The 16,374-nt window shown below is 62.2% G+C and carries 12 protein-coding genes; 6 read left to right on the forward strand and 6 right to left on the reverse strand.

The annotated features are described in order from the left end of the window. Positions 1-607 precede the first annotated feature (607 nt). Positions 608-2,512, forward strand: coding sequence for a DUF4914 family protein (locus tag ACYQ6J_RS12780; protein ID WP_460184567.1), 1,905 nt, complete (start codon positions 608-610; stop codon positions 2,510-2,512). An 85-nt stretch (positions 2,513-2,597) separates the two neighbouring features. Here ACYQ6J_RS12780 and ACYQ6J_RS12785 read toward each other — a convergent pair whose 3' ends face one another. The 3 genes from ACYQ6J_RS12785 to ACYQ6J_RS12795 form a co-directional block, all read right to left on the reverse strand. Further along, the gene (locus ACYQ6J_RS12785) at positions 2,598-4,730 is read right to left on the reverse strand and encodes a thioredoxin domain-containing protein (protein ID WP_460184568.1); all 2,133 of its coding nucleotides are present in this window, start codon (positions 4,728-4,730) and stop codon (positions 2,598-2,600) included. Between the two features lie 172 nt (positions 4,731-4,902). Continuing rightward, positions 4,903-5,487, reverse strand: coding sequence for an HD domain-containing protein (locus ACYQ6J_RS12790; RefSeq protein WP_460184569.1), 585 nt, complete (start codon positions 5,485-5,487; stop codon positions 4,903-4,905). A 646-nt stretch (positions 5,488-6,133) separates the two neighbouring features. Further along, positions 6,134-6,388 (reverse strand): hypothetical protein, encoded by a 255-nt coding sequence (locus ACYQ6J_RS12795; protein ID WP_460184570.1) that lies wholly within the window; start codon positions 6,386-6,388, stop codon positions 6,134-6,136. Between the two features lie 289 nt (positions 6,389-6,677). On the opposite strand from ACYQ6J_RS12795, the gene ACYQ6J_RS12800 reads away from it, so the two are divergent. Continuing rightward, a complete protein-coding gene (locus ACYQ6J_RS12800; protein ID WP_460184571.1) occupies positions 6,678-8,264 on the forward strand; it encodes a hypothetical protein in 1,587 nt (528 codons plus the stop codon). On the opposite strand, the gene ACYQ6J_RS12805 is transcribed toward ACYQ6J_RS12800, so the two are convergent. Further along, entirely contained in the window at positions 8,251-9,987 is a 1,737-nt protein-coding gene (locus ACYQ6J_RS12805; protein WP_460184572.1) for an FAD-dependent oxidoreductase, read from the reverse strand. The two genes, ACYQ6J_RS12800 and ACYQ6J_RS12805, sit on opposite strands and share 14 nt — an antisense overlap. 470 nt (positions 9,988-10,457) lie before the next feature. After that, on the reverse strand, positions 10,458-10,643 hold the full coding sequence (locus tag ACYQ6J_RS12810; protein ID WP_460184573.1) for a hypothetical protein: 186 nt from the start codon (positions 10,641-10,643) through the stop codon (positions 10,458-10,460). Positions 10,644-11,004: 361 nt separating this feature from the next. On the opposite strand from ACYQ6J_RS12810, the gene recA reads away from it, so the two are divergent. Further along, positions 11,005-12,075: a recombinase RecA gene (recA, locus tag ACYQ6J_RS12815; RefSeq protein ID WP_460184574.1), complete on the forward strand. Its 1,071-nt coding sequence runs from the start codon at positions 11,005-11,007 to the stop codon at positions 12,073-12,075. Positions 12,076-12,159: 84 nt separating this feature from the next. On the opposite strand, the gene ACYQ6J_RS12820 is transcribed toward recA, so the two are convergent. After that, positions 12,160-12,981, reverse strand: coding sequence for a tetratricopeptide repeat protein (locus ACYQ6J_RS12820; RefSeq protein ID WP_460184575.1), 822 nt, complete (start codon positions 12,979-12,981; stop codon positions 12,160-12,162). Positions 12,982-13,468: 487 nt separating this feature from the next. Here ACYQ6J_RS12820 and ACYQ6J_RS12825 point away from each other — a divergent pair, with 487 nt between their 5' ends. From ACYQ6J_RS12825 to ACYQ6J_RS12835, 3 genes are all read left to right on the forward strand, one after another. Beyond that, on the forward strand, positions 13,469-13,834 hold the full coding sequence (locus ACYQ6J_RS12825; protein WP_460184576.1) for a nitrous oxide-stimulated promoter family protein: 366 nt from the start codon (positions 13,469-13,471) through the stop codon (positions 13,832-13,834). 299 nt (positions 13,835-14,133) lie between these two features. Continuing rightward, positions 14,134-15,198: a DUF1559 domain-containing protein gene (locus ACYQ6J_RS12830; RefSeq protein ID WP_460184577.1), complete on the forward strand. Its 1,065-nt coding sequence runs from the start codon at positions 14,134-14,136 to the stop codon at positions 15,196-15,198. 262 nt (positions 15,199-15,460) lie between these two features. Next, a complete protein-coding gene (locus ACYQ6J_RS12835; RefSeq protein ID WP_460184578.1) occupies positions 15,461-15,943 on the forward strand; it encodes a hypothetical protein in 483 nt (160 codons plus the stop codon). Positions 15,944-16,374 lie beyond the last annotated feature (431 nt).

Consider the following 16,374-nt stretch of genomic DNA (forward strand, 5'->3'; position numbering starts at 1 on the left):
TGGCCGGTCCCGCCTCTTTGCTCATTTTTCGGGAGTGAAGCGATCGCTGAAGTACGGGCCTATTCATGCTTTCGGTATTCAGGTCCGCGAACCCTCGGCTTGCCCGTGGTGTCTCAGAACAGACTGCTTTGACGGGGCGATGTTGACCGAACAGCCTCTAACGGGGAGGGGAATTGTTCTAATGTGTCGCAACAATGACGCGGCTCGATTGGGGGGCGTCGATTGCACGAATAAAGGTCCTTTCCCAGCGTACTTTGGAGGTCCAACAGAGCTTGAACCTGTGGCAAAGTAATCATGGGTGGTTTAGTATCAATCTATAAGAGTTATTCACCCTGTTTACGGGCAGTTTATGATGGCATAATAAGAGAATGCACAACTGGTACCCGAGTGATTTCAGTTCCTTCTTGCCGTCATCGGACCTTCGCTGCGATCCGATCGGTCCGTCTCGGATAGGCTGTTATGTAGGTTATCACGAGAGGATTGCGTAGCAATCCGGCGGAGTCGGTGGGCCCCTTCTGGGTGTGTGGCGTCGGAGCGGCAATCATCGTGCCGCGAGCGGTACGCCGTCGAGACGGGCCGTCAAGCAAACGAAAATCGAGGTGATGCTATGGCTGTGGCGTTTCAAAGCGAGATCGGAAATCGGATCGTGGGCCCGCCCGAGGTGGTGCGGTTGTTGCAAGAGGCCGCCCGCGTCATCCTCCCCGAGACCCCGCAAGAGCTGATCGATCTGGCTTTGGGCGGAGCGGACAAAGATTACAACGAAGTGATTTTCGATATCCCGGGCAAGGGTCCGGTCTGCGAGGCCACCGTCGTCCGCTGCCGCAACGGGCTGGCCGTCAACTATACGGACCCGTACCTCCGCCGGCGGGACCCCGACTGCATGGTGGTGGCCGACGACCGTCCGACGGATCGTCCCCGATTCAACGAGAGGTTTTCCCTGCCGTTTTCCGACGTGCGGAATCAAATCCTCGATTGGTTGGCCGAGCAGGAGTTGATTATTCTCCCGTTTTACGCGGGCGGGAGAAAGTTGGGATTTCCGGCGATCTTGGTCTGCCCGATCAATGCCGCGTTTTTCGCCGCGGGCCTTTCCTTGTTGCAAGAGAGCATCCTGGCGAAGGATGTGCCGGAGAATTTTCTGCCGCGAGCGGTGGTCTACGTGGCCCCGCCCTTCCGCCACACGCTGTGCGACGGCAAACAGGTCGTCATCCACAATCGCGCCGCGTCGATGCACGAGATTTTCTCGTTGAATCTATACCCCGGTCCTAGCGCGAAAAAGGGCGTGTACGGCGTGCTGATCAGCCTCGGCGAGGAGGAGGGATGGCTGACGCTGCACGGATCCACCGTTCAGGTCGTGACCCCGTACGACAACATCATGACGTTGATGCACGAGGGGGCCAGCGGGGGCGGCAAGAGCGAAATGCTTGAGTACCCTCATCGTGAACCGGACGGCCGACTCTTGATGGGCAGGAATGTGCTGAACGGATCGGAGCGGAGGATCACGCTCAACCAGGGTTGCGAATTGCACCCGGTCACTGACGACATGGCCCTCTGCCATCCCTCTCTGCAAGAAGATCATACCAAGCTGATCGTAACCGACGCGGAAACGGCCTGGTTCGTCCGCGTGGATCATATCACGGCCTACGGCACCGACCCGCACTTGGAACGGATCACCACGACGCCGGGATCGAATCTGGTCTTCTTGAACATCCACGCGGTCCCCAAGGCGACGTGCCTGATTTGGGAGCACACGGAGGACGAGCCTGGCAAACCGTGCCCCAATCCGCGCGTGATTCTTCCGCGGCAAATGGTCCCCCACGTGGTGAATGACCCCGTGGCGGTGGACGTGCGGAGTTTCGGCGTTCGGACGCCGCCTTGCACACGAGAAAAGCCGACCTACGGCATCATCGGCATGATGCACGTGCTGCCGCCGGCGTTGGCTTGGCTTTGGCGCCTGGTCGCTCCCCGCGGTCACGCGAACCCCAGCATTACGGATACGGCGGGGTTGCAGTCGGAGGGCGTGGGCTCCTATTGGCCGTTTGCGACCGGGTGTCGGGTCGACCAGGCCAATCTTCTCCTGCGGCAAATCATGGAGACCCCCGGCACGCGATTCGTGCTGATTCCGAACCAGCACATCGGCGCGTGGAAGGTCGGTTTCATGCCGCAATGGTTGGTCCGCGAGTACTTGGCCCGTCGCGGCGGCGCACGCTTTCGGCCCGAGCAGATTCGTCCGGCCCGGTGCCCCCTCCTCGGCTACGCCTTGAGCTTCATGCAGGTCGAAGGAACGCAGATCCCGTCGTGGTTCCTGGAGGTCGATACGCAACCGGAAGTGGGACCGGAAGCCTACGATGAGGGCGGTCGGATCTTGCACGAGTTTTTCGTGAACCATTTGCGGGAGATATTGGAATCGCCCGGCTTGGACCCCGTCGGTCGGCGCGTCATCCGCTGCTGCTTGGATCAGGGCACGGTCCACGATTACGAGCAGTTCATCCCTTTCAATCCGTACGGCGGTTGAGAAAGGGGAGGGGGCCGAAAACCGGTTGGGGCCTGGCATCCCTCGGGCTGATCGCGCCCAAGTGCGAGCGATGAGCGGAGACGAGTCAAGAGGTTGCCGCGGCCCAGCGATCGACCGCCGCAGTTACCGCCGCCTCGCCGTGCACCGGTTCGTCGCATTGGAATCCTCGGCAGCGGTAGAGTGTGACCTGGCCATCGCGAGCGGTTCGATCCGCGAAAATCGCCTGCAAGTGCGGGCTGATCGCTCCCACGGCACGGCCTTGCGGATCGACGCGCCGCAGAGCGGTCACGGCGGGGGTCGGGTAGTGCCGATGCAGCAGTCGCAGCCAGGTTTCGGCCGTGCGGTCTCGGTTGGCCGCTTCTCCCCCGGGGCAAGTCGGCGATGCGTCGCCCGAATCGGGGACGACGAACACCCACTCCGTCCACGGCAGTTCGCGGAGTTGCCGCACATAAAGGGAATGTCCCAGCCCGACGGGAGACTGCCGCATCCAACCGCTCAGCGTTTGCAGCGCCTCATCGGCGGCCTCCAAGTACCGCGACTCGCCCGTCAAATGGCCCAATCGCAGCAGGGCTTCCGCAGTCAAAGCGGTCCCACTCGGGGTCGGGTTGTCGAAGAAATCCAAGCGGCGGACCAAGACGTGGGGGTGCTCCGGTGCGGTCTGGAAAAAGGCTCCCGTATTGGCATCGCGAAAGGCCTCCAAGATGACGTCCACCCAGCGCACGGCCTGATCGATGCGGCGCTCGTCGCCTTGGGTCTCAAACAAGCTGATCAGGGCGACGCACAAGGCGGCGTAGTCCTCGAGGACGGCGGGAAAGCGCGCCAGGCCTTCCGACCACGTTCGGCACAAGCGGTTCTCGTCGGCCGCAAAGGCGGAGGTTAGAAATTCGGCGCCGGTCGCGGCGGCGTCCGCGTAGCGTTCCTCCTCCAGCACGATGCCCGCCCAGCAGAGCGCATCGACCGCCAGCGCGTTCCAGCCGAGGAGTATCTTCTCGTCACGACCTGGTCGAACGCGGAGGGCGCGGGCGGCGGCCAATCGCCGGCGTGCCTCGTTCAATTCTTCGTCGTTTTCCGATTCGTCGGGCGGCGGGGTGAATCGTCCCTCTTCCAGGCAACGTAACCGATTGAGGATGTTCTTGCCCTCGAAGTTGCCTCGCGGGCTCACGTCGTAAACGCGGCAGAAACGTTCCCCCAAGGCCGGTCCGAGGATTTCCATGATCTCGGCCGGATCCCATACGTAGAACTTGCCTTCCTCCCCTTCGCTGTCGGCGTCTTCGGAGGAAAAGAACCCGCCGCCGGGGTGCCGCATGTCGCGGAGCAGGTAATCGAGGGTTTCGCGAGCGATCCGGGCATAGAATGGACTCCGAAACAGTCGGTACGCATCCAAGTATGCCCGCGCCAACGAGGCGTTGTCGTAAAGCATCTTTTCGAAATGCGGAACCAACCACACCGGATCGGTGGAGTAACGGTGAAAGCCGCCGCCTAGGTGGTCGTACATTCCGCCCGCCGCCATGGCGTCCAAGGTGACGGCGGCCATCCGCTCGGCCTGCGCCGAGCCGCAGCCTTTGGCACGGAGCATCAAGAAACGCAAGACCGAAGGATGCGGGAACTTGGGAGCGGGCGAAAAGCCGCCGTACGAGGCGTCGAAACCGCGCAGCAACGTCCGCTCCGCGAGTTCCGCGGCGGAGTCGCCGGCCGTCGCGGTGGTGGGAATCGATTGCGACAAATCCGTGAGCAGTACGGCCATTTTTTCGGCTTGTTCCAGGGCCTGCTCGCGTCGCTTTTCCCAGGCATCCACCACGGCGCGGAGGACGTCCAAAAAGCCGGGCATTCCGTCGCGCGGGCGCGGGGGCCAGTACGTTCCGCCGTAGAACGGTCGCAGTTCGGGCGTTAGGAACACGGACAGCGGCCAACCGCCGCGGCCCGTAATCACCTGCACGGCCTCCATGTACAAGGCATCGACGGCGGGCAATTCCTCACGGTCCACCTTGATGCACACGAAATGCTCGTTGAGATAGGCCGCGATTTCCGCGTCTTCGAAGCTCTCCCGCTCCATCACATGGCACCAATGACACGCCGAATAACCGATGGAGAGGAAGATCGGCCGATTTTCCCGGGCCGCGCGGGCCAGGGCCTCTTCGCCCCAAGGAAACCAATCGACCGGATTGTGCGCATGTTGCCGCAGATAAGGGCTTTTTTCGTGAATCAGCCGATTCGGCATGAGGATCTCGCTTCCCGATACTTGGATGGCTCCGCCCCCGCTCCGCTTGGGCCACCCCTCATCATACGCCCACCTTAGGGAAGAACCAACCCGTGGAATCGCGGGACGAAAGGCCGAGTCGTTACGGCGTCGGTCGCTGGTTTTCGCGTTTTTTTGCGGAGGTCGCCGCGATTCACTGCCCTGCCGATTCCCCCGCCGTCAGCGATTCCAATTCGTTGACCGCCGACTCCAACTCTACGATCAACGGGTTTTCGCTGGCGTGACGGAGCACGCGGACCGCCTCCCGATAGTACCAAAGCGTGCCTTCCTTGCCGCCGCGGAAGTGTTCCCAAATGCGATCGCCCCAAACGCGATAAGACGTGATGAGGTTGCGAACGTTGTCCAATTTGTCGGCTGCCGTGACGAGTCGGACGGAGGCGTCGGCCGTCTTCAAGCGTTCCAAAAAGGCCTCTTTCCGCTTCCTCCAGGGAGGCGGCGGAGATTCCTCGCGGTCGCTGCACTGCTTAATGATGTGCAGTACGCTGCTGCCGAATCGGTCGGCGATTTCGTCGGCCAAACCCGGTCGGTTTTGATCCTCTAAGGCGTCGTGCAGCAAGGCGGCGATCACCTCGTCCTCGTCGCCCGAGTATTCCATCACGGTGCCGCACACGCGCAGCAGGTGGCCCACGTAGGGCACTCCCGTCAGCTTCCGCCTCTGCTCACCGTGCAGCGTCATGGCCCAGGATAGGGCCTGCTCGAATCGATCTGAGAATTCCATGCCGAAAAGACCTCGCGCTAGCGCGCCCCGTGAGGGAAACCTTGGTCCGCCGCCGAAAGAACGCCGTGGGCCGCTCGGGCGGACGGTTCTTGTCTATTATCGGGCTGCGACGACGAGCGGACAACAATGCCAACAACCGGGCGTCCCGAGGGTTTATCCGCAGAAGCCGATTCCCCGTATTCGACGAGGCGAACAAGCCGAAGCCGACCTCTCTGCGCGAAACGATCTTTTCTTTCCCGGTTGCATTTGTTATGTACTTCCGGCACGGTTTTCCCGGAACGTTGCGGCAGGCGTGCGCGGAGGGCGCGCGGCGCGGCCGCCCGGGCGATTCGGCCCTGCGCGAACCCGACGAGACGACCGCTCGCCGGCGCCCGCCATGACGCCGACGGTTACGGACGTTCCCGGCCCGGATGGGCGAAATTATCAGGAACGAAGGTGCCAAGATGCCTACCACCCATTCCCGTCTCTCTCGCCGCTCGGGACGCATTGTCTTCGGACCGGCGCCGGGCGTCGTTTTACTCGCGGCGGCGGTCTGTTTCGGAGTTTTTCACGCGTTGCTGGGGAGCGAGCCTTCCGTTCCGACGGGACAAGGGACGCCCACGCCGGCCCCTGTGCCGGCCAACATTTTGAGGCCAAGCGGCGACGTTCAAGGCTCCGCCCGACCGCAGACGCGGGTCGAGCCACCGCGGACTTTGCCTGCCTCCGGGACGGCGGGAAAGCCGCTTCCCGTGCCGCAAAACCCCTTAAGAACGCCCGTCGCCTCCGCATCCACGACCGCGCCCGGTTCGGGAAGCACGAATCCCGCCGCACCCTGGGTGCGTTCGCCGAACGTCACGGCGGTTCGCCCCACCTCCGGCGAAACGACGGAGGCGATTTCGCCTCTGGAATTGGACGGTCGCATCCCCGCGACTTCCGATCGGTCTCCTTCCATGCCGCCTCCGTCTACGTCCGCCTCGACTGCCCAGGACGCCATCCCGGACGTTGGAACGACCGGGGTTCCGCCATTTTCGCCGCCGGTCGGGATCGGCGAAGGGACGGCGAGCGGACGTTCGCCGGGACTAACGCCGCTGAGCGATTCGGCGTCGCAGCCTTTGGCGGCACCCGGCGGCGCTGCGTCCGGAACCGCGGGGGATTTTTTCCAAGGCGCCCCGGCTTCCTCCTCGCGTGATTCCGCCGCAACGAACTCGGCGATGCCGGGAACCGACGCGCCCCCTTCGACCCTGCCGGCCCCGCAACTCCTTGGGGATCCGCCCGTTGACGTCGGTCGTATTCCGCCGCGGGATCGCGTGGCGGGAAACGCGGCGGACTGGGGTCCCGGCACGGATACGGTGTCCGGGCCCGCCGCAGTCGGCGGCGCGGCGGCATCCGGGGCGGAAGGGACCGCGCGGCCGGGCGACACGTCCTTGGAGGGGCCTCAAACCGCCCAAGTAACCTTGCAGAAGGTGCTGCCCGGCGAAATTCAAGTCGGCAAGCCCGCCGTTTTCAAGATCATCGTTCGCAACAGCGGCGCCACCACCGTTCCCAAGGTGGAGGTCCGCGATCCCATTCCCTGGGGCGTTCGCGTGATGCGGACCACGCCGCAAGCCGCCCGAGGACCGCAAGGTGAGCTTTTCTGGTCGCTCGGTCCGCTGGCTCCCGGCGATGAATTGAGTCTGGAGACGGAGGTCATGCCGCTTCAGGAAGGGGAGATCGGCAGCGTGGCCACGCTTTCCGTCATCACCGCCGCCTCGGCTCGAACGTCGGCCACGCGCCCGCAGCTGGTGCTCCGCGCGCAGATGCCGCAACAAGTGATGATCGGCGAGGAAGTGGCGATGCTGATTACGATCTCGAACCCCGGTTCGGGCACGGCGACCGGCGTCGTGTTGGAGGAGCATGTTCCGACCGAGTTGCAACATCCGGCAGGCACGGACCTGGAGAACTGGATCGGTGATCTTCGCCCCGGCGAGACGCGCGAGTTGCAATTGAAACTCCGCGCGGTCCGCCCCGGCGCGGCGGCCAACTTGCTGGTCGCGCGGGCGGAGGGCAATCTTCGCGTGGAGGATCGCACCGCCGTGCAGGTCCTGGCGCCGAGTTTGGAGTTGCTGGCGGAGGGGGCGACGCGGCGATTCCTCGATCGGCAAACGACCTATCGCATTACGATCCGCAATCCCGGTACCGCGCCCGCTCGCAACGTTCATCTGACCGCCACGTTGCCGGGCGGAATGCAGTTCGTTTCCGCGAACAACGCCGGGTCGTACGATTCCACGACTCACAGCGTGCATTGGCTCTTAGAGGAATTGCCCACCAATCAGCAGGGCACGGTGGAGTTGACCGTGGTGCCGATCGCGGTGGGGACGCAAAACCTGGCCTTGGCGGCCCGGGCGGACCTCGGTTTGGCCGCCGAGAACGCCCTGCCCGTCGAAGTGGAGGGCATCGCCGCCATCCACTTCCAAGTGGCGGATACGGTCGATCCCGTGGAACTGGGACGCGAAACCGGTTACGAAATCCGCGTCGTGAACCAGGGGACCAAGACCGCGGAGAACATCCAAGTGGCGGTCGTCTTACCGGAAGGAATGCGGTTGATCGCAGCGGAAGGCCCCACCGCCCACAGCGCGGCCGGTGAGGAAGTGCTGTTCGAAAAACTGCCGCGTCTGGCGCCCAAGGCGGAGGTGACGTACCGCCTCCGCGTCCAGGCCGCCGCGCCCGGCGATCACCGCATTCGCGTGCAATTGCTCAGCGATGATATGCAGCTTCCCGTCACCAAGGAGGAAAGCACGCGCATCTTCACCGATCAGTAGCGGTTGCTGAAGACGCCGGTTGGCTCGGCGGATACTCCAACACCTGGCCGTCGCTCAAGAGTCGCTCGCGGAGTGCAGCGTAATCGACCTCCTGCACGGGAATGCCACCCTCGACGGCCATCACCGCCGCAGTCGCCGCCGATTGACCGAGTATCATGAAAACCGGTTCCATGCGAATGGAACCGTAGGCCACGTGCGATGAACTGACGCAAACCGGCACCAACAGGTTCTCGCACTCGTCGAGTTTGGGCGTGAGTGCTCCGTAGGCGATTTGGTACGGCTTGAGGGACACTCCGATGTCGCCTTCATTCTGCACGAATCCCTCGGGCGTGACGTATCGCTGGACGTTGTGCGAGTCGATGGTGTACGACCCCATCCCCACCGGTTCCGGGGTCGGGCGCCTGCGCAGCAGTTCATGTTCGGTCATCACGAATCGGCCGATCATCCGCCGCGCCTCGCGGATGTAAAGCTGGTGCGGCCAATTGCCGTTGTCCACGAACTCGTCCTTTGCCAGGCCCCACTCGCTCACGGCGCTACGGACATCCTCGGGCACGCGGGGATCGTTGGCCATGAAGTACATCAATCCCTTTTGATACCGCTCGTGTTCGGCGACGATTTCCCGGCGACGCTCATAAGAAGCCTCGGGATAGTCGTAGTTGTAGCCGATGTTGTCCGTACTGAAAGGCCCGTGATTGTTCGTGTCGGTCTTGGCATTGGGAATGGGGTCGTACTTGACGAACAATTCCCGCCAGCCCGTCTCCAAAACGCGTAGTAGCAACTCGTATTGCGTGGGATCGTAACCTTCCGGCTTGGGGAATGGGACGCGGTTTTCGGGATGTTTGGTGAGACACATGCGAAAACAATACGCTTGCACGCGATGATCCCCTTGGCCCTTTTCGCCGGGCGGATCGGGGCTGATGCGGGGCAAGAGTCCGCTGCCGGGATCGCCGGGGACGACGTACGGATCGACCGGCTTCTTGAAGTAATGGCCGTGATGGAAGACGCCGGTCTGAACTCCCGCCCATTCTTCGCCGTAGGTGTCTCGGCCCTCTCGCCCGACTGCATAGGAGACGCCGGCGGACGCCATCAAATCGCCTTCGTACGTGGCATCGATGAAGACTCGCCCGCGAAAGGTCGTGCCGTCCAACGTGGTGATCGATTCGATTCGGCGACCGCTCTTCTGCACGCCTTTTTCGCGATCCAGCCAAGCGTTGCGCCAAACGCGAATCCCAAGTTCGGCAAGCCATCCGTCGAACACCGCTTCGGCCACGTGCGGTTCGAATACCCACATGGTGCGAAGTTCGCCGTCCACGGCGGGAGTACCTTGTCCGCGGTTGCCGAACGATTCTCGAGTTTGCCAGCGCCACGCTTCGGGCCGTTGATAGTGTAGCCAAATGCGGTGGTAAAACTCGCGACTCAGACCGCCGATCACGGCCTTGTTGCCGGTGTCCGTGAATCCCAATCCGCCGCTGGACAATCCGCCCAAGTGCTTGTCCGGACTGACGATCACCACCGACTTGCCCATCTTGGCGGTTTGCACGGCGGCGGTCACCGCCGCGCTGGTTCCGCCGTAAATGACCACGTCATAGACACGCGAATCTTTTTCGCCGATATCGCCGGACTCGGTCTGGCCGGCGGAGGCCGACCAGCGATCGCCGAACCTCGGCGTCAACAGGGAAAACGCCGCACACGTGAGCGCAACTGCGAAAAGGGCACGAGGCATGACTCACTCCGTCTCAACATCTCGATCGCTTGGCCGACAAGCGTTCGCCGGCCAAAACACCGGCGAACGCCGCCCGAGTACGGGCAGCGCGCGACTGCGGGAGGCATGCCGCGGTCGCGAACGCAGACTCGCCCCATTGTAGTGCATTCCGATCGAGAATCGAGCGGGCGGGAAATCACGCAGTACAAAACTTGGAATTGACGCAGGACGAAAACGACGCGCGCGGCACAGCCTCCGTCACGGCGATTCGGACTCGTCCGGGCAAAGCTGTGCTCGTTCAACAAAATGAGCGGCCCGATTGTGAAAAGACGATCCGCCGTCAAGAAACACAATACACCGCCCGGCGTGGACCGATCGTTGCGGCGAAATCAGCGAAGACTTCAGCCAAAATAGCGTGGCACGTTGGCGAGAGAAAACAAATCCCTCGACCATCAATCCGTGCCGGTGGAAAAAGTGAAGATCCGTCGAGACTACGCGTTCGACTTTTGGAGGTGACGCTTACGGATTTCCGCCAATTCGCTTGCCAAGCGATGGCGGAGCGGGCTTTCCGGACGCAAAGATCGAAGCAACGATTCCGCCTTCTCGAACGTCTTTTCCGTAATCGTACCCTTGAACAACGTACTCCAACTCCGAGCCACCTGTTGTTCGGTCAGCAAGGTCCACTCCTTCCAAGAAACAGACAGCGGGAGACGCACAGGGGGCGCCCTAGCCCTTACGTCACTTCCATTATATCGTTACGCCGCTATTCGTCGATGAGTTTTCTCAAAGTGCCGCTTTTTCGGGATGAGACGCGGGGCGCGGCTTTCGGGGTGGTTGCGGGCACCCCTGCCCTCCGAACGACGAAACACGCTACAATCATCCCCAGGTCGCGGCGGATATGGGATTTCCGCTCGAGAAAACCATTTCGTTTCCCGGCCGAAACGACGGCGTGCGGAGGCAGCGACCGGGCGTATCCGCATCGACGCCGTTTCTCGGACAAACCGGACGGACTTTTCCACAACTTGGCGGAGGTGTCACATGGCAAAGAAATCCGGCGGTAAGACGGAAGGCAAGTCGGAGGCGGCCGCTTCTCGGGTCTCCGCCGTGTTCGATAACAGTCCTGAGCTGAAAACCACCCTGCAACAAATCGAAAAGCAGTTCGGCGAGGGGGCCATCATGCCCCTCGGGGCGAGCAAGATCGAGGCCATCGAGGGCATATCCACGGGCAGCCTGTCGCTCGATATCGCGTTGGGCGGCCAAGGCATTCCGCGCGGACGGATCATTGAGATTTTCGGCCCGGAGTCCAGCGGCAAGACCACCTTGGCCTTGCACGTGGTAGCTCAGGCCCAAAAGCAAAACGGCATCGCGGCCTTCATCGACGCCGAACACGCCCTCGATCCGTCCTGGGCCAAGAAGCTGGGAGTGGACTTGGACACTCTGCTGGTCAGTCAACCCTCCAGCGGCGAAGAGGCCATGCACATCACTGAGATGCTGATCCGCTCCAACGCGGTGGACGTGATCGTGGTGGACTCCGTGGCCGCCCTGGTGCCGCAAAAAGAATTGGAAGGCGACATCGGCGATTCGCACGTGGGATTGCAAGCGCGGCTCATGAGCCAGTCGCTCCGCAAACTGACCGGCGCCATTTCGAAGGCCAAGACGGCGGTGATTTTCATCAATCAGATTCGGGAAAAGATCGGGGTCATGTTCGGTTCGCCGGAGACCACTCCCGGCGGTCGCGCCCTGAAGTTCTACGCCTCGTGCCGGATCGATGTCCGCCGCGTCGGCCAGATTCGCGAGGGCGAGGCCGTGGTCGGACAGCGCGTGAAAGCCCGGGTGGTGAAAAACAAGGTTGCGCCCCCGTTCCGCGTGGCGGAGTTCGACATGCTTCACGACTCGGGCATCAGCCTGGAAGGCGACGTCCTTGACCTGGCCGTGGATCGCAAACTGGTCGTCCGCAGCGGGGCTTGGTTCCGTTACGGGGATTTGCAGTTGGGACAAGGCCGCGAGCGGACCCGGGAATTCCTCAAGGACCATCCCGAACTGATCGACGAGTTGCGCCGGAAGATTTTGGAGTTGCCCGCTACGGTGCAAACCGAGGCGGGTGATTGAGCGAGCGAGGGCGCGCCGCGCGGCTGACGGAGTCGCGGCGCTCGCATCAACATCCCGGGGGTTTGGGGAGCACCGCCTCGCGGTCTATCGAAAGCCGAGGCGTTCGGCTTGGGCGAAGTCGGCCTCGGCCCGAGTGTTATCCCCCAGTTCCCGGTACGCCAAACCGCGATTGTTGTAGGCTTCGGCCAAATTGGGGTTGAGCCGAACGGCCTCGTCGAAGTCGGCGATCGCCCGACGATAATCTCGCATCGAATAGTACGTATTCCCGCGGTTGACGTAGGCCTGAGCGAAGTCGGGACGCAGTGCGATGGCTCGACTGTAGTCCTCCACCGCTCCGGCGTTATCGCCTTGGATTCCCCGTACCACGCCGCGATGGAAGTACGCGTCGGCGTAGTCCGGGCGAAGTTGGATGGCACGATCGAAATCGGCCAAGGCCTCGTTGAAGCGACGGAGGGCGGTCAGCGCGAATCCCCGTCCGTTGTAGGCCTCGGCCAATTGCGGGTTCAATTGCAGGGCGGCGGTGAAATCGGAGACGGCCCAATCGTAGCTTCCCTTGGCGGCGCAGGCTTGGGCGCGATTGCAGTAGGCGTCGGCCAGCGAGGGATCCAGGCGCAGGGCTTGGGTTTGGTCGGTGATCGTCCACTGGTAGTCGCCGCGAGCATAATAGGCCAATCCTCGACCGTAGTACGCGCGGGCATAGGTCGGCGCCGCTCGAACCGCTGCATGGCATTGGTCCAAGGCCTCGTCCACGCGACCCGCTTGCAGGTGTTCCATGGCCGCCGTCAAATGCCGCTCGGCGACGACCTCTTCGGGGCGAAGGGCTCGCCCGCCGGGGCCGCGCGCTCGTCCGCCCAAACCCAACCCTTGCGCTATGCGGTGCAGCCAATCCAAAGGCCCGAAGTTCATGGCGCAACCGTTAGCAATGAAAATAGAAAAGGATCCGTGTAACAAATGCCCGCCCGATGTATGGATCGAACCGCACCCGACGGCGGCAAATGCGACTCTCGCCGCGAGAAGCTTATTGAAAAATACTTGGCATCGAAACGGTTTGCAAGCATTCGGTTCGTCACCCCCCACGGGGCGCCGCCAGGTCGGCCAAGTTCGCCTGGCAGCGAGTGATCTTGCGGCGAGACCGGCCAAACGGTCCGCCGCCGATGATGCGGGACTCTCGCTAGACGCTCTGCGCGGGTCGCCGGTGCGGTTCGATGCTTGACAGCGATCGTTCGGCGGGCACATCATGAATGGTAGGCGGACGGCGCCACGACGCGCCGGGCGAAGCTTCGGGGCGAAGGCTTCGTCTAGATGCGCGGGCAATCGCTTTTTCCATAGCAATTGCGAATCCCGGCGGCGAATTGCCCATCGGCTTTTCGCGCCAATAATTTGTTACCGTTCAATGGCTACCCTCCCTCTCAACGGGCGTCGGATACGTCGCGAAAGAGCCACCATCACGGCGATGATCCGGATTTATTGCCGCAAAAACCACGCAAGTGATGGTCCTTTGTGCGAGGATTGTCAAGCTCTTTTGGACTATTCCATTTGCCGATTGGACCGCTGCGTATTCGGCGAGGAAAAGCCGACCTGCGCTCAGTGCCCCGTCCATTGCTACAAGCCCGTCATGCGAGAAAGAATCCGGGATGTAATGCGATTCTCGGGACCTTGGATGTTGTTGTACCATCCGATTCTGACAATATTCCACTTCTGGGACGGGCGGAAGAAGGCCCCGCAAGATCATCCGCTGGTCCGCAAATTGAGCCAATGACTCGGTAGCGTGTCTAAAAAAAGAGCCGAGCCTTGCTCCCACGGCGGTGCTTTTCCGCATAGTAACGACACCCACCTTGCTTCCCGCCCACCGAAATCCGTGAAAAATACCGTGCCGTCGTTAGTTGTTGCAAGCAGCGGACTATGTTATACTGAATAGTTTACGCAAAGACTGCGCTTAGAGCGAAGTAAAAAGCTCGTTGCTCGGTTGAATGCAATTGATCTGCAAGCAATTAAATATTTTTTCTCGGTGCGTGCCGGGAAAACGGTAGTTGTTCCGCTTCTTGGGAGGAGTTTCTGATGAGTCGTTGGGTGTTTTCACGTTCCGGGCGACGCGTAGCTCGGTCGGGGTTCACATTGGTGGAACTCCTTGTCGTCATCGCCATCATTGGTATTTTGATCGCCCTGTTGCTGCCTGCCGTGCAAGCTGCGCGGGAAGCGGCCCGACGAAGCCAGTGCACCAACAATCTCAAGCAGTTGGCCCTGGCGATGCAAAACTATCATGACGTGTATAACGGGTTTCCGGCCCGGCAGGCAGGTTCCGGGGACGCGAACAGCAGCAGCGGCAACACGCATCGCGGTCGGTTGAGCGGTTGGGCCGCCTTGACGCCGTATTACGAACAAAAGGCCCTGTACGATCAGATCTACGCCCTGCCGCAGCAAGCGCCTTGGAACGGCACGAGTTGGTACAACACCAGTCTCCCCGCGCTCAACTGCCCGAGTGATACGAACACCACGCCGCCTTCGGGCACCGCCCGCGGTACCGTGAACTACTGCATGAACGGCGGCGACTCCCCGATCGACAGTTTCAACGCGCCCCCTACCAGCACGATGAACCGAGGGGTCTTTCACGTCTTCCGCTGGACCAATATGGCGGAAATCACGGACGGGACCAGCAATACGGCCATCGTCTCGGAGCGCATCAAGCCGCGCTCTCAGAATGCGATCGGCAATGTGGTCGGCTTGAGCCTGGGGACGAACCCCTTGACCTGCCGCGCGGCGTACGACGCCTCGCAGAGACGCTACGTGACGGGCAGCTTTACGGGCGACACCGCGCCCGGTTTTCGTTGGGCCGACGGCGCCGCATGGTTCGCCGGTTTTACGACGATTCTCCCGCCGAACTCGGCGTCGTGCGCGAACGCCGCGAGTCACTGGGAACTGGGAATCTACACCCCCAGCAGTTGGCATCCGGGCGGCGTCAACGTGGCCTTGGCCGACGGTTCCGTCCGGTTTGTTTCCGAAACGGTGGACACCGGAGACCTCGGACTCAACTTCCCGGGAGCCAACGGCGGCGGTATGAGCCCCTATGGCGTTTGGGGAGCCTTGGGTTCCAAGAGCGGCGGCGAAGTATCCTCCGGGCCGTGACATTTCCCACAAGAGCGGCAACAGCCCCGCCGACGACGGGAAGCCTTTGACAGAATCGAAACCCGGGATCTCCGCTAAGTCAAATGCGGCGTTCCCGGGTATTTCGCTAATTCGCATTTTTTTGGGCACGCGCGGTAACGCAGGGACAAGGCCCGCGCCGTGCGGTGAGCAGCGAAGCCCCCGCGGGCGCGAGGGCTGAAGTTTTCGATTCCATCCAAGTTCGATATCAGCAGCAGAATCCACAGATAGGAAGAGACGTTTCATGAGAGCGATTTCTCGCGGTTTTGAAAGCAAGGCGATAGCGGCGGTCTGTTTGGTCGGACTTGTGACGTGCTGGACCGGTTGCGGCGGAAAGGGGTCCGTTGCGGGACGCCCCGCCACGATTCCCGTCCAAGTCGTGGTCCATTACAAGGGTCAACCTGCGGTCGAGGCGAACGTGCAGTTCCTGCCCAATAGCGGCGACGGATCCGCCGCAGTGGCAGCAACGGGGATCACGGACGCCCAGGGCGTGGCGCGGATGATGACGTTCGAACAAGGCGACGGAGTGGTACCGGGTTCGTACCGCGTCACCATTCGCAAGTCCGTGCCGGTCGGCGGCACCGCCGAGGCCAATCCCGATGCCCCGCCCGTCCCGGTCCAATACCGTGACGAGTTGCCCGCCAAGTATGCGGCCCCCGAAACATCCGGGATGACAGCCGAAGTCGACAAGTCGCGGACCGAATTCTCCTTCGAGCTGACGGATTGACGCCGCGGAAGCACCGGCGACTCGATCGATCACCACTCGGTTGGCGCCGGGGCGGCCTGTCGGAGCTTGCGATTCCACACCTAATCGCCGCCGGGATTGGTCCGACTCTTGCTCGCATTCGATCGCGTCAACGGCGTGGACCGTCGCGACCGCATGACGGACGCCGGGCTCTCACCGTTCGAATCGAACGAATGGGGATCGGCCGCACTGCGCATCGCCGGCATCGTCCCGAAACGGCGCATCTTCCGCTGTTTACCAATCGGCGCGAGCGCCGCTTTGCGCTCGGATACCCACAATCGGGCGGTTTCGGTTATACTCTCGTAGAGTGCGTGTTGGGCCGTCGGTTCGCAACGTCTTTGCCGAAAGATCGTCCTGCCGGCCAAGGTGTGGCTGCGTCGTTTCCTATTGGGTCGATCCGACGCGTCCGGTTC

Source organism: Thermopirellula anaerolimosa (assembly GCF_054657335.1).